This window comes from Methylobacterium sp. FF17 (assembly GCF_025813715.1).
Lineage (GTDB): Bacteria > Pseudomonadota > Alphaproteobacteria > Rhizobiales > Beijerinckiaceae > Methylobacterium > Methylobacterium flocculans.
This window is the reverse complement of the sequence record NZ_CP107532.1, coordinates 5,212,501-5,226,702: the sequence shown is the minus strand read 5'-3', so window position 1 is coordinate 5,226,702 and position 14,202 is coordinate 5,212,501. Positions and strand designations below refer to the sequence as shown.

The window sequence follows — 14,202 nt, the reverse complement described above, 5'->3', positions numbered from 1 at the left end:
ATCCCAGTGTAGGGGGAGCAGTGCCGGGCCGTCCGGACCCGCGTGAGCTCCGGAGGACAGAACGCTGTGGGCGCGCGCGACGAGACCGAGACCCCGGATGGGGACGGCGAGGATCCGATCCATGAGGCGGCCGCGGGCTGGGTGGCGCGCCTCGCCTCACCCGACGCGACCGAGAAGGACCGGGCCGATTTCGAGGTCTGGCGCGCGGCCGAGCCGGCCCATGCCGAGGCGCATGCGGAGATGGAGGACCTCTGGCGCAGGCTGGGGCATGTGCCCGACCCCCGCCAGAGACGCCGGGCACCCAAGGGGCTGGCCGGGATCGGCGCTGCGCTCATCCTCGGCGTGGCGCTGGCCTACCAGCTCGGCCTCATCGACCGGCTCCGGTCCGACCACTGGAGCGGTGTCGGCACCATCACGCACGCGACCCTGGCGGATGGAAGCCGCATCGACCTCAACACCGACACCGCCGTCGCCCTTCGCTTCACCGCGACGGAACGGGGCATCGACCTCCTGCGGGGCGAAGCGTTCTTCGATGTCGCCCGGGATCCCGGGCGCCCGTTCGTCGTGCGCGGACCGGGGTTGAGCATCCGGGCGGTCGGCACACGCTTCAACGTGCGCGCCGACGGCCTCGAGAACCCCGTGAGCGTCGCCGAGGGACGCGTCGATGTCACGGCCTCCGGCGAGCCCGTGCGAGTCTCGGCGGGGGAGGCGGCGCGCCGCGAGGACGGCGCCTCCCTCTCAGTCGTTCGGGCGGACGTGAACCGGGCGGTGGCGTGGCGGGAGGGCCGCCTCGTCTTCTCCGGCGAACGTCTGTCGACCGTCCTCATGGAATTGTCGCGCTACCGCCATGGACGGATCGTCCTGCTCGATGCCGGAGCCGGCGAGCGGCGTGTTACGGGGGCCTTCGACCCGCTCAACACGGACGACGCCCTGGACGTGCTGGCCGCGACGATGCGGGTGCGCATCACGCGCCTGACCCCGCTGCTCGTCCTGGTCGGATCGCCCCTTTGAAAAAAATTCGTGAAATCGTGCGGTCGGAGGTCAGGAGGAAGCTCCCCCGTTGATCTCAATCCCCGAGGGGCAGGTGCGCGCGGAACGCGCCGCCCCGTCCGACAGAGGCACGGGGCGTGATGATGGTGACGCGGGAGCGTGGGTTCGCAGGTGAACGGCTGGCGGGGTTAGGCCTTGCCGGCGCGTCGATGCTGGTGATGGTGCAGGCCTCCGCGGAGGACCTGGATCGCCGGCGTACGCAGCACGACAAGGACGGCGTGGCCGGGATCGTCGCCCTCGCACCGGGTTCGTCGGACGCCGAGGACGTATCCCTGTCCATCCCGAAAGGACCGCTGGAGACGGCGCTGGTCGCCTTCACCGACCAAGCGAAGGTGAAGCTCGTCTACGCGACCGAACTGACGGAGCGGCTGACGACCAAGGGCGTGGAGGGTGCGTTCCAGCCCCTCGACGCCCTGAGCCGGATCCTCGATGGCACCGGCCTGACCTTCCGCGCGGTCGGCCCCTCCACCATCACGTTGGTGAATCCGCGCTACGTCCAGCTCAGCGGCCAGCCCGCCAATGCGGTGGCGCTGGACGAGCTGCACGTCGCGGGGCAGGGCGGTAGCACGACCTCGGGCCAGCCGCCCCAGACCGGCACGGTGGGCCAGCCGCCCGTTCCCTATGTCGGCGGACAGGTAGCGACGGGGGCCAGGGTCGGCGCACTCGGCAACCGCTCCATCCTGAAGACGCCGTTCAACGTGACGGGCTACACCGAGAAGCTGATCAGCGATCAGCAGGCGCGCTCCGTCGCCGACGTCATCCAGAACAACCCGTCCGTGCGCAACGACGCCCCGCCCTACAGCGAGCGCGATTCGTACTTCATCCGCGGCTTCTCGGTGACCAACCTCGACACCGCCTTCGACGGCCTGTTCTACCTCGCCAACCCGCGCCGCAGCTTCACGGAGGGCCTGGAGCGCGTCGAGGTGCTGCTCGGCCCGACCGCGCTCCTGAGCGGGGGCACGGGACGCGCCGGCGGCACGATCAACCTCGTCCCCAAGCGGGCCTTCGACGAGCCGCTCACGCGGGTGACGACGACCTATTACAGCGCGGCCCAGATCGGGACGCATCTCGATTTCGGCCGCCGCTTCGGTACGTTCAAGGAATGGGGCGTGCGCTTCAACGGCGCCTACCGTAACGGCGACACGCCGCTGGACAAGAACGCCATCGAGGTCGGCGTGGCGGCCCTCGGCCTCGATTATCGCGGCGACCGCTTCCGCGCCTCGGTCGACCTGAACCATTCCACGCAGAACGTCACGGCCCCGACCTCGCTCTTCAACGCGGTCGCCCCCACCATCGCCGTACCCCGTGCCCCGAACAATCGCCGCAACACGGCGAGCCCGTTCGAATTCAACGACAGCAGCTACAACATGGCCGCCGGCCGGGTCGAGTACGACGTGCTGCCGGAGACGACGCTCTACGCCGCCGGTGGTCTGAGCCGCTACAACGAGGACTTCCTGACCTCGACCTACCGGGTCACGAGCTCCACGGGCACCGCGCAGAACACACTCGCCGTCCAACCCCTGGAACTCGAAGGCTTCAGCGGCGAGGTGGGTCTCCGCTCCAAGTTCCAGACCGGGTTCCTGGGGCATCAATTCACCGTCTCGGCGGTCGAGGCGGTGAACAAGAACTACTCGCGCGGCTTCCGGGCGCTGACCCTGCCGGTGTTCACCACCAACATCTACAATCCGATCAACCTGCCCTTCAGTTCGGTGGCCACGACCACCCTCCCGCGCTCCACCAACCAGCCCCTGTTCTCCGAGCTCTATGCCAGCAGCGTGGCGATCGCCGACACCCTGTCCCTGGCCGAGGACCGCTTCATGCTGACGCTCGGCGGGCGGTTCCAGGACATCGACCTCAACAGCTACGTGACGCTTCCCGGTGCGACGCAGGGCAACCGGGCGTCGACCTACAGCGAGAGCCGGTTCAGCCCCGCCATCGCCCTGGTGGTCCGGCCCTTCGAGAACCTCGCGTTCTACGGGAACTACATCGAGTCCCTGGATGCGGCGCCGTCCGCACCGGTTGCCGCGGTCAACGCCAACGAGGTGTTCGCCCCCTACGTGACCAGGCAGAAGGAGGTCGGCGCCAAGTACGATTTCGGCACCGTCTCGGTCACGGCCGCCCTGTTCCAGATCGAGCAGCCGAGCGCCTTCACGGATCCCGGCACCCGGCGGTTCTCGGTCAGCGGCCTGCAGCGCAATCGCGGCATCGAGCTCAACGTGTTCGGCGAGCCCTTCGCGGGCGTGCGGCTCCTCGGCGGCGTCACCTTCATGGATGCCAAGCTCGTCAGCACGGTGGGCGGCACCTTCAACGGGAATGCAGCGCCGGGCGTGCCCGACACCGCCTTCAACCTCTACGGGGAATACGATCTGCCCCCGTGGCTGGCACCGGGCCTGACCGTCACCGGGCGCGCCATCTACACGAGCAGCATGTTCTACAACCAGGCCAACACCCAGTCGGTCCCGGACTGGACGCGCTTCGACGCGGGCCTGCGCTACACCTTCGAAGGCCCTACCGGCAAACCCGTGGTGCTGCGCGCCATCGTGGAGAACCTGCTGGACGATTCCTACTGGGCCTCCGCCGCACGCGGCTTCCTCGCGGTGGGCGCCCCCCGGACCTTCATCCTGTCCGCCTCGGTCGATTTCTAGCCGAATGGCGAGGCGCACCCGGGCGGACGCCCTTTTACCCCTCGAGGCTTGCGCGTCCGGGTTCCGCCCGGGCGCGCGGCCGCATCTTGGGGGGCCGGACCATGCGTGACGGCCTCCGGCAATCGATGGCCTGGCTGCACACCTGGTCCGGCCTGATCGTCGGCTGGGTGCTGTTCGCCGTCTTCGTCACCGGCACGGCGAGCTATTACCGGGCCGACATCTCCCGCTGGATGCAGCCCGAACTCAAGGTCGGCGAAGCCCGTGCGCCGGAGGCCATCGCCGCTTCGGTCGAACGCGGCGTGGCCTATCTGCAGATCCATGCCGGCGCGGCGCGGGCGTGGTTCATCACGCCGCCACGCCCCGACAAGCCTGTGGTGGAATTATTCTGGCGCAACCGCCCGGGCCTGCCACCCGGCCACGTCCTCCTCGATCCGGAGACCGGCGCGCCGGCGCAGGTCCGCGACACCAAGGGGGGCGACTTCCTCTACCAATTCCACTTCGAGCTGCACATGGCCCCGCTCTGGGGCCGCTGGATCGTGGGCATCTGCTCGATGATCATGCTCGTCGCCCTGATCTCCGGCATCATCACGCACCGGCGCATCTTCGCGGACTTCTTCACGCTGCGGCGGGACAGGTCCGCCCAGCGCGGCTGGCTCGACGCGCACAACGTCACCGGCGTGCTCGCCCTGCCGTTCCACCTGATGATCACCTATACGGGGATCGCGATCCTCGGCCTGACCTACATGCCCTGGGGCGTCACGGCCGCCTACCGGGGCGACACGCAGGCCCTGTTCGCCGAGAGCGGACAGGTCGTGCCGATTCGCCCGCCTTCCGGCCAGCCCGGCACCCTCGCCCCTGTCGGGCCCATCGTGCTGCGGGGCATCGCCGCGATGCCCCAGGCCGTGGAGCGGGTCTCAATCCGGAACCCGAAAGACGCGCACGCGACGGTGATCGTGATGTTCGAGGAACCGCACGGCCTCTCGCACGAACACCCGCAGATCGCCTTCGACGGTACCTCCGGGGCAATCCTGGGGATGAGCGCGACCGCTCTGCGGCCAGCGACCCGCACCTTCGCGACCCTCGTCGGCCTGCACGAGGCGCATTTCGCCGGCCCCGTCCTGCGCGTGCTGTTCTTCCTCTCCGGCCTGATGGGCTGTGCCATGGTGGCGAGCGGACTCGTGCTCTGGTCGGTGTCGCGGATGCCGAATGCAGGAGAGCGGGCCTCATTCGGCTTGCGCCTCGTCCAGGCCCTGAATATCGGCACCGTCGTCGGTCTGCCGGGCGCGGTCGCGGTCTACTTCCTGGCCAACCGCCTGCTGCCCCTCGACCTCGCAGGCCGCGCGGAGTGGGAGATCCAGGCCTTCTTCGGTGCCTGGATCGCGGTGGGGCTGATGCCCCTGGTCCGCCCCCACCGACGCGCCTGGTACGAGGGCCTGGCGCTGGTCTCCGTCCTCTATCTCGCCGTCGTCGCAGCCGACCTCATCGTCCTGGCGGACCACCCCGTCCGCCGATCCGGCGGTGACCCGCTTTTCGCGTGGTTCGACGGGGCGATGCTCCTGCTCTCCGGCTTCTTCGCCATTGCCGCACGCAAGGTCCGGCACTACGCGGCGCCACGGCGGATCCGGAACACGGCGCAGGCGGCGGCGGTGACACGCGGTCTTTCACGTCGGACGGACCTGGAACCCGCGTCGCAGCCCTTCCCCATCCGGCATGCCGCGCCCATCGGAGGATCGCCCAGCCGGGCGGAGGCCGAGCGAGACCATAAGAACACGCCATGATTGGACAAAGAATTATTCCAATATAAATTTCGTCGGTTCATGATTTTCGACAGCGGAATTGATTCGATTTACGAATCCTGTCAGAAGACGACCGAATTCAGACAGATCATGGAACCACGATACTCGAAGATCCATTCCATTCCGGGTCTGAGGCCGCTCTTACCACTCTGAATTCGGGCGGCACGCAAGCATCCGTGCGCCCTCGACCGACGAACAACGAGAGACACGGCACATCGAGCCACCCCGTGCCAGGCATGCGCCGCGTCGAAAGCTCGAAGAAGGTTCGCTTGTCATGCCACCATCGTCCCAGCCTTTCGCCGAGGCCGCCGCTTTCCGCAGCTTCGCCAACGGGTACCTGCGCGAGATCGACCCCGGAATCCAGGTCCGGCACACCCTGCCGGACGGCCCTCCCGCCGTGTGCGTGGAGTGGAACCTGCACAGCCAACGCCTCGCGATCCGGGCCGAGATCGTGGCCCCCTCGCTCTGCGGCGCGCAGGGGTTCGGCCGCCTCTGGACGCGCCATCTGCATGAACCGCGCTGGCGCCGCGTTCCCCCGATGCGCGCCATCCAGGAACTCCTCGGGGAGGCCTATGCGCGCGTGGATGCGGGCGGTCACGAGACTGCCCGGGAACGCGAATTGGAACTGCTCGGGCGCATCCTCGACAGCTACCGCGAGACCGCCCGCCAGCTCGACCTCGCCCCGCGCGGGGCGGACGAGGCGTCGAGCTTCATCGGCGCCGAGCGGTCGCTGGTCTTCGGCCATTGGCTGCATCCGACGCCCAAGAGCCGGCAGGGCCTCACCCCCTGGCAGGCCCGCGCCTATGCCCCCGAGGAGGGTGGCGACTTCCAGCTCGCCGTCTTCGCTGTCGCGGCGGAATCGATCCGCCAGGATTCCGCTGGCGCCCGCTCGGCGTCGGAGATGGCCCTCGACCTCCTCGGCCCCGACGCGGCACGGTTGCCGCTGGGCTCCGGGGAAGTCGCCTTGCCCATGCATCCGCTCCAAGCCGACGCCCTGATGCTGGAGCCGCACGTCGCCGCGATGGCGGAGGCCGGTCTCGTCCGGCGCCTCGGCGCCTTCGGTCCGCGCTTCACCGCCACCTCGTCGCTACGCACGGTCTACGCGTCCGAAAGCCCCTGGATGGCGAAGTTCTCGCTCCCCGTCACGCTCACAAACGCGCTGCGGGTCAACCGCTTCGCGGAATTGGAGGCGGGCGTCGCCATGGCCCGGCTCGTCGCGCGCAGCGGGTTCGGCGCGGCGCACCCGAACTTCCGCATTCTCTCGGACCCGGCCTACCTCACCCTGCACTGTCCCGGCCGCGCGGAAAGCGGCTTTGAAACGGTGCTGCGCGAAAACCCGTTCCGGGACGGCGCGGAGCGGGGCATCGCGACCCTGGCGGCCCTGACCGCCGAGCCTCGGCCCGGACATCCCTCGCGCCTCGAAACGCTCCTGCGCCGCGCCGGTGCCGGGGAGGTCCCAGCCCGCATCGCGCGAACCTGGTTCGGCCTGTATCTCGATTGCATGCTGGAGCCGGTCGTCGCCCTCTACGACGCGCACGGCATCGCCCTCGAAGCGCACCAGCAGAACGCCCTGCTCGATGTGGCCACGGGCTGGCCCCGTCGCGGCTTCTACCGCGACAACCAGGGCTACTATCTCTCCGAGGCCGCGCGGCCACGCCTTATGGCCTATGCGCCGGAAACCGGCACGATTCCCGGGCTCTACTTCGCGGATAGCGAGATCCGCCGGCGGCTCGCCTATTACCTCGTGGTCAACCAGATCTTCTCCGTCGTCGCCCGCATGGGCCATGACGGGTTGATCCGTGAGGACATCCTGCTCGACGACCTCGCCTGTCGCCTCGACGGGATGGCGCGCCGCATGGGGGGCCCCGGACGGGCCTTCGCCCGCTCGGTCCTGGAGGGGGCGACGCTCTGCACCAAGGCCAACCTGCGCGTCCGCCTGTCGGACCGCGACGAACTGGCCTCGGGCGACGGCACCGGCAACTACATCGACATGCCGAATCCGCTCGGTCTCCGTGCGGCGGCTCGAGGCAAGGCCGATCATGCCCTTGCCTCTTGAGATCCCCGGCCGGCCGGAGGAACGCGTCCTGCGGCAACTGGCAGAGGCGATCCTGTTCGAGGGTCTCGCCGATCTCGAACCGGTGTGGGGAGAGACCCACGGCCGGTTGGACTGGCGCATCGGCCCACATCGCTTCCGCGCCACCGGCAGCCTCGGCCCGTTCGGGCGACCGCGCCTCGATGCGTCGTCGGTCGAGATGGCCCAAACGGCCGGGGACTGGCAGGGCGCCGAGCTCGCGGCCCTCGTGGATGCCCTTCCAGCCACCCCCGAATGCCGGGCGCGGCTCCTGGCGGAACTCCGGCAGACGATCGAACTCTGCGACTGGAACGCGCGGACCCTGCGCCTGCCGGAACGCCGTGGGCTCGCCTTCGCGCCCCTCGACGCCGCACTCTGGGAGGGGCACCCCTATCACCCCTCGTTCAAGGCACGTACCGGCTTCTCCCTGGACGATCACCGCCGCTACGGGCCCGAAGGCGGTGCGCCGTTCCGCCTCGAATGGTTGGCTCTGCGCCGGGACGCGGTCGCCCTTTCGCTGCCGGACACGGATGTCGCGTTCTGGCGGGCCGAACTCGGCGCGGAAGCGGACGTCCTCGCGGATCGCCTGCATCGGGCGGGGCTATCCTTGGAGACCCACGCCCTCCTGCCCGTGCATCCCTGGCAGCTGGAGCGCCTCCGCGCCGGCCCCCTCCGGCCCTGGCTGGCGGAGGGACGAGCTGTTCCGCTGGGCTCCGCCGGCGCGCGCTATCGTGCCAGCCAATCCTTACGCACGCTGCACAACCTTGACGATCCGCACGCCGCGAGCGTCAAGCTCGCCCTGAACCTCGTCAGCACGTCGAGCCTTCGGACACTCGATCCGCACTTCGTCCTGACGGCGCCCGCCCTGTCGGATTGGCTGGCGGGCCTGGTGGCGGGCGACCCGCTGCTGCGGGGCCGCTACCGGATCGACATCCTGCGCGAATACGCGGCCATCCTAGCCGACCGGGATGGCCCGCTTAAGGGTCAGCTCGCCGCGATCTGGCGCGAGAGCCCCGACCTGTCGCCCGGGGAAGCCGCTCTGCCCTTCAACGCCCTGGGCGTCCGTGAGGCGGACGGCACCGCCTTCGTCGCTCCCTGGCTGGCGCGTTACGGCCTGGCGGATTGGCTCGACCGCCTGATCGAGGTTGCGGTCCTGCCCGTCTGGCACCTCCTGGTGGCGCACGGCGTCGCCCTGGAGGCGCATGGCCAGAACATGATCCTGGTGCATCGCGATGGATGGCCGGAGCGCGTGATCCTGCGCGATTTCCACGAGAGTGCGGAATACGTGCCGGACTTCGTCGCGGAGCCGTCATGCGTTCCGGATTTCGGCGCGATCGACCCCGCCCATGCCGGCCCGGTGGACGACCGCTTCCATGCCATGCGCTCGCCCGCGACCCTCGCCGAACTCGTGACGGACAGCCTGTTCGTCTTCAGCCTGTGCGAGGTCACCCATCTCCTGGCCTACGCACACGGACTGGACGAAGCGGCGTTCTGGCCTCGGCTGGGCCGCCGGCTGCGGACCCACGCGGCGGAACACGGGCTCGGGGACCGTTTCGCCCGCCTTCAGGTCGACGCCCCGCTGCTGCGGGTCGAAGGCCTTCTGTCCCGCAAGCTCGGATGCGCCGAGGCGCGATGCAGCCGCTCCGTGCCCAACGCCCTCTTTCCGCTCCCAAAACCTCTCGCTCTCCTAAAACCTCTGCCTCTTCCCAGACACCGTTTCGGAGCCGCCATGATCGAGATCGACGGACGTGAGATCACTGCGGATGCGATGGACGCCGCCGTCGCGCGCATCGCGTCGCGGGCACGCCTGCGCCCCGGAGGGGGCGAGCGCGTCGCGATGCGCCTGCACGACACCGCCGAGGGGCTCGCCTTCATCCTCGCCGCCCGCCAGCTCGGCGTGACGCTCCTGCCGATCCACCCCGCGCTTCCCGATGCCGGCGCCCGGCGGCTCGCCGAGCGCGCGGGCTGCCACCGCCTGTTCCTGGACGATCTCGAGGGCGAGGTCCTGCAGGGAGCCGCGCCCGTGGTTCCGGGGGAGGGGCATCTCCTGCAGATGAGTTCCGGCACGACGGGCGAGCCCAAATGCATCGCCCGCCCCTGGCGCACGGTGGAGCGGGAGATCGAGAGCTATGTCGCGGCCTTTCCTGAGCCGAACGGGATGACGCCGGTCATCGCTTGCCCGACCACCCACTCCTACGGCCTGATCTGCGGCCTCCTCGTCGGTCTGCGTCGCGGCCGCGCACCGGTGGTGCTGGACACCACCAACCCGAAATACCTGCTGCGGCGCCTGCGCGAGATCGACAAGCCGCTCCTCTACACATCGCCGGCCCTGCTGCACACGCTGGCCCGGCTCCTACCGGAGGGCGAACGCATGCACGCGGCGATGACCTCCGGCACACTCCTGCCGGCCCCCTGGTTCGCCGCCATCCGTAGCCGCGTCGTCCATCTTTTCCAGCAATACGGCTGCTCGGAAACCGGCTGCATCGCGGTGAACCCGGACCTGCGTAAAGCCGACATCATCGGCCGCCCCTTGCCCCATCATCGCGTCCGGGCGGGGGAAGGCGCCGAGCGCCCGGACGAGATCGTGGTCGAAGGGGAGGGCGGATCCGTCCGCACCGCGGATCTCGGCTACCTGCGCCCCGACGGCATGCTCGTCTTCGTCTCCCGCATGGGCGACACGATCAACGTCTCGGGCCTCAACGTCTATCCCGCCGAGGTGGAGGACGTGGTGATGGCCATGCCCGGCGTGACCGACGCCGTCGCCTTCGCCCGGCCCGATCCCTTCGCGGGCGAGCGTGTCATGCTGGTGTTCAGCGCCGAAAACACCGTGCCGCCCCGTACCCTGCAGGACTGGTGTCGCCGCTGGCTGGCCGGTCATCAGGTGCCGGGCGCCGCGGTGCAGGTGGGCGCGATTCCCCGCATGGCCAACGGCAAGATCTCCCGCCGCGAGGTGGCCGAACGCTATCGCGACGGTCTGCTGGCGGAGGCCGTGGCATGACCGAGGCTCTGATGAACGGCGCCTCTGTGATGACTCGCGACAGCCTCGTGGAGGCCATCGGAACCGTCCTGCGCGAGGAGATGCAGCATCCGCATCTCGACCGCTTCGCTGCGGAGGCGCGGCTGAACGAGGATCTCTACCTCGATTCCGTGCAGCTCCTGCAGCTGATCCTGGCGCTGGAGATGACCCTGGGGCTCTCCGTATCGGAGGACGCGATCGGTCGGCAGGCCGTCGTCACGGTCGCCGATCTCGCCGCACTCCTGGCACCCGAATCCGAGGGGCCGCGGGCGACCGAACCGTCCCGCCCGGAAGCAGCGTCGGAAGGCGTCCACGGCGAGATGCCCTACGACCTGAAGATCCACTGCTTCGTCAGCTGCGTCTGCGACGGCCTGAAGGCGCGGGGCATCGACCATCGCCCCTTCTATTTCCTGATCTGGGATGCCGAGTTCGCGATCACCGACGGGTTCCGCCTCGCCTATCACGCGGACGCCATGGACCATGAGTCCTTCCGCTACTGGTTCGAGCGGCTCTACGGCGTCCCGCTGCTGGCCTGGTACGATCATTCCCGCTCCAAGGACGAGAACATCGCCAAGCTCCTGGACCTTCTGGAACACCGCGCGCCGGACACCCGGATCATGGTGATGCTCGACATGTTCCACCTGCCGGAGCGCGAGAACAAGTTCAACCAGAACCCCTTCCCGCATTACCTCATGCTGGAACTGACCGCCGATCCCGCTCTCTGGCGGGTGCGCGACCCGGACTTCCGGTGGGACGGGCTGATCGCGCGGGACACACTCCTCAACGCCATCCGCCAGCCGAGCGTGGCCGGCGGCTATCGGTTCGATCCCGCGCGCGCCCATCCGCCGGCAGCCACGGACCTCATGGCCTTCTTCGACGCCTGCTTCCGCCCCGATGCCAATCCCCTGATCGATGCGGCCCGCGCCATCGTCCTCGCCCATGCCGAGGGGCGCGGGGGGCTGCGGCTCGCCGGTCTCGACGCGGCGTTGCGCGAGTTGCCGGTGCTCACGATCCGCAAATGGGCCTACGAGCACGGCTTCGCGTTCCTCTGGCGTGCCCTGCGCTGGCCGGACGCGGACTTCCAGCGGATCTGCGACGAGATCGAGGAGCTGGTGAACGGCCTGACCGCCCTGCACTACGCGGTGCTGAGGCTCGCCAGGACCGTGGATTCGGCGCAGGTCGCCCCGGTGCTGGAAAAGCTCGATGCACTCGATCGCCAGGAATTCGCGATCAAGCGGCATCTCGCGGCCGCGCTGGAGGCCTGGCGCCGCACCGCGCCGGACCTGACGCGGGCGATGCCCGAGCGGGAAAGGCTTCCGGCATGAGAATCTCGCTCTGCACCATCAGCTTTCGCCACCATCTGCTGTCGCTCGGGGACATCGCACGCTTTGCGCAGGGCAGCGGCTTCGACGGCATCGAGCTCTGGGGGGTCCATGCGCGCAATCTCGGGTCCGGCGAGAACGCTGAGCGCCTGGCTGCCTACGGGCTGCGCGTCCCCATGCTGAGCGACTACCTGCCGCTGGACGTGGCCCCGGCTATCCTGAGGTCGCGCATGGCCGAGCTCTGCCGCCTGGCGCGGACCTGGCGGGCGCCGCGCCTCCGCACCTTCGCGGGCATGAAGGGCAGTTCCGCAATCTCCCGCGAGGAGCGCACCCTCGTGGCGAGCCGCCTGCGGATGGCGGCCGCGTATCTGTCCGATCATGGCCTGCGCCTCGTCGTGGAGACGCATCCCGGAACCCTGGCCGACACCACAGCCTCGCTCCTGCGCTTGCTGGAGGAGGTCGATCATCCGGCGCTGAAGGTGAACTTCGACACGCTCCACGTATGGGAAGGCGGTGACGACCCATTCGCGGCCCACGAGAGCCTCGTGGAGCATATCGATTACTATCATCTGAAGAATGTCCGGGGTCGCTCGGACCTCTCCGTCTTCGAGCCGGCCAACGTCTATGCGGCGTCCGGGCGGCGCGATGGCATGACGGGCCTCTTCGAGGGTGCCTTCGATTACGGCGCGTTCCTGCGCACGCTCCATCCGAGCGCCGAAGCGTCCCTCGAATGGTTCGGCGAGTCCTGCTTCTCCACCCTGTCGACGGACCTGTCCCGGCTGCGGACCGTCACCGCGCAGCGCCACAGCCGGGCGAGTTGAGGAACGCTCCATGACCCACAATCGCGCCATCATCCGCACGCCCCATGCCAGCCGCTACCTTCAGCAGCTCTGCAAGCACTGGTCACACAAGTTCGAGACGGAGTTCACCGCCACATCCGCACGGATCGTCCTTCCATTGGGTGAAACGCGGCTCGCCGCCGACGCGGATGCCCTGACGGTCGATGTGACGACCGAGGACTCGGCGAGCCTTCCAGGTCTTCGCGACGTCGTCGCACGTCATATCGAGCGCTTCGCGTTTCGCGAAACACTCCACTTCGATTGGGTGTGAAGGATACGGGCTCGGAGCGCTGATGGCTTGCGCGCGTTACGCGATCCAATTCCGGCACCCGGGTGCACCGTTCCCGCGCGGAGATCCGATGTACAGGCCGGTCGCGGCGACGGTGCTCTCGCGGGACCTATCGAGGCGGCACCACGTCCTGCGCGGCCGCTCTGCCCTTCCTCACGAAGCTTCCAGAGACGAAAGGCGACGTCATGGTCCATCCGGACGACAAGACCGACGTGAACATCCGCGCGATGCGGAGTGCGGATGCCACCGACCTCTACGAGATCTACAATCAGCCGGCCTTTCGGCTCGGCACGCTGGCCCTTCCCTACGAGTCTTTCGAAAGCGTCAAGGCGTGGCTGGAGCCCCGGTCACCCCGCGACCTGCATCTCACCGCGGAGGCCAACGGGCGCGTCGTCGGGGCGGCCGCCCTGCGTCCCTTCTACGGACGGCGCGCGCACGCCGCCGAATTCTGGATCGCCGTCCACGAAGCCTTCATGGGACACGGCATCGGCTCGCGCCTGCTGGCGGAGATGATCGAGACGGCCGACAACTGGCTCAACGTCACGCGTCTCGAGATGACCGTGTTCACCGACAACGCGAACGCCATCGCCCTGTACACCAAGCACGGTTTCGAGATCGAGGGCACGCATCGGGCCGCCAGCTTCCGGAACGGCGTGTTCGCGGATGCCCACTGCATGGCGCGCCTGCGGCCCTCACGCTGATCCGACGCGGCCGGAACGGCGCGGAGGTCGCATCGCCCTGTCAGCGCCTTTGCATCTCAGCGTCTCGGCAGATCCGAGCCTTCGGCCGACAGGTTCACCAGGCGAGCGTGCCATCCCATACTTTTTCGCGGCGCAACTGGATCGGATCGCGACCTCGTTCGTCTTCTCATAAGCTCAAGCTTGGCGCGGTCGATCCGCTACCGGACCAGGCTGCATCAAGGGAGAGCTCGGTGAGCATCGGACTGATCGCGCTTCTCGACGATATTGCAGGCCTCGCCAAGGTCGCGGCCGCTTCCCTGGACGACGTCGCCGCGCAGGCCGGGCGGGCCGGAGTCAAGGCCGCCGGGGTCGTGATCGACGATGCGGCGGTGACGCCCCGCTACGTGGTGGGCTTTGCCGCCGAGCGGGAGCTTCCCATCGTCGGCCGCATCGCCGCGGGATCGCTGCGCAACAAGCTCCTGTTCCTGCTGCCC

The 14,202-nt window shown here is 68.9% G+C and carries 10 protein-coding genes (1 of these 10 only partly in view); all 10 read left to right on the top strand.

Features of this window, described 5'->3' with window-relative positions; translation table 11 throughout:
* Positions 1-42: 42 nt before the first annotated feature.
* A complete protein-coding gene (locus tag OF380_RS25030; protein WP_264048333.1) occupies positions 43-1,011 on the top strand; it encodes a FecR family protein in 969 nt (322 codons plus the stop codon).
* A gap of 197 nt (positions 1,012-1,208) precedes the next feature.
* A complete protein-coding gene (locus OF380_RS25025; protein ID WP_404810509.1) occupies positions 1,209-3,695 on the top strand; it encodes a TonB-dependent siderophore receptor in 2,487 nt (828 codons plus the stop codon).
* Positions 3,696-3,796: 101 nt separating this feature from the next.
* On the top strand, positions 3,797-5,473 hold the full coding sequence (locus OF380_RS25020; RefSeq protein ID WP_264048332.1) for a PepSY-associated TM helix domain-containing protein: 1,677 nt from the start codon (positions 3,797-3,799) through the stop codon (positions 5,471-5,473).
* 292 nt (positions 5,474-5,765) lie between these two features.
* The gene (locus OF380_RS25015; RefSeq protein WP_264048331.1) at positions 5,766-7,547 is read left to right on the top strand and encodes an IucA/IucC family protein; all 1,782 of its coding nucleotides are present in this window, start codon (positions 5,766-5,768) and stop codon (positions 7,545-7,547) included.
* Positions 7,531-10,560, top strand: a complete 3,030-nt coding sequence (locus tag OF380_RS25010; protein WP_264048330.1) for an IucA/IucC family protein — start codon at positions 7,531-7,533, stop codon at positions 10,558-10,560. Before OF380_RS25015 ends, OF380_RS25010 begins: the two co-directional genes overlap by 17 nt.
* Positions 10,557-11,903 carry a DUF6005 family protein gene (locus tag OF380_RS25005; protein ID WP_404810508.1) on the top strand — a complete coding sequence of 449 codons (1,347 nt, stop codon included), beginning with the start codon at positions 10,557-10,559 and terminating at the stop codon, positions 11,901-11,903. The genes OF380_RS25010 and OF380_RS25005 overlap by 4 nt, the downstream gene beginning before the upstream one ends.
* Entirely contained in the window at positions 11,900-12,721 is an 822-nt protein-coding gene (locus OF380_RS25000) for a sugar phosphate isomerase/epimerase family protein (protein ID WP_264048329.1), read from the top strand. Before OF380_RS25005 ends, OF380_RS25000 begins: the two co-directional genes overlap by 4 nt.
* A gap of 10 nt (positions 12,722-12,731) precedes the next feature.
* On the top strand, positions 12,732-13,010 hold the full coding sequence (locus OF380_RS24995; RefSeq protein WP_264048328.1) for a DUF2218 domain-containing protein: 279 nt from the start codon (positions 12,732-12,734) through the stop codon (positions 13,008-13,010).
* A gap of 203 nt (positions 13,011-13,213) precedes the next feature.
* A complete protein-coding gene (locus OF380_RS24990) occupies positions 13,214-13,729 on the top strand; it encodes a GNAT family N-acetyltransferase (protein ID WP_264048327.1) in 516 nt (171 codons plus the stop codon).
* A 230-nt stretch (positions 13,730-13,959) separates the two neighbouring features.
* On the top strand, positions 13,960-14,202 hold the 5' portion of the coding sequence (locus OF380_RS24985) for a DUF808 domain-containing protein (protein WP_264048326.1). It continues 750 nt past the right edge of the window; 243 of the gene's 993 nt are visible here — the first part of the coding sequence; it begins with the start codon at positions 13,960-13,962; its stop codon lies beyond the right edge, outside the window.

Bases quoted from the DNA above. Each gene is read 5' to 3' on its own strand.
- OF380_RS25025 (WP_404810509.1), top strand. From the start codon at position 1,209: ATGGTGCAGGCCTCCGCGGAGGACCTGGATCGCCGGCGTACGCAGCAC.
- OF380_RS25020 (WP_264048332.1), top strand. From the start codon at position 3,797: ATGCGTGACGGCCTCCGGCAATCGATGGCCTGGCTGCACACCTGGTCC.
- OF380_RS25015 (WP_264048331.1), top strand. From the start codon at position 5,766: ATGCCACCATCGTCCCAGCCTTTCGCCGAGGCCGCCGCTTTCCGCAGC.
- OF380_RS25010 (WP_264048330.1), top strand. From the start codon at position 7,531: ATGCCCTTGCCTCTTGAGATCCCCGGCCGGCCGGAGGAACGCGTCCTG.
- OF380_RS25005 (WP_404810508.1), top strand. From the start codon at position 10,557: ATGACCGAGGCTCTGATGAACGGCGCCTCTGTGATGACTCGCGACAGC.
- OF380_RS25000 (WP_264048329.1), top strand. From the start codon at position 11,900: ATGAGAATCTCGCTCTGCACCATCAGCTTTCGCCACCATCTGCTGTCG.
- OF380_RS24995 (WP_264048328.1), top strand. From the start codon at position 12,732: ATGACCCACAATCGCGCCATCATCCGCACGCCCCATGCCAGCCGCTAC.
- OF380_RS24990 (WP_264048327.1), top strand. From the start codon at position 13,214: ATGGTCCATCCGGACGACAAGACCGACGTGAACATCCGCGCGATGCGG.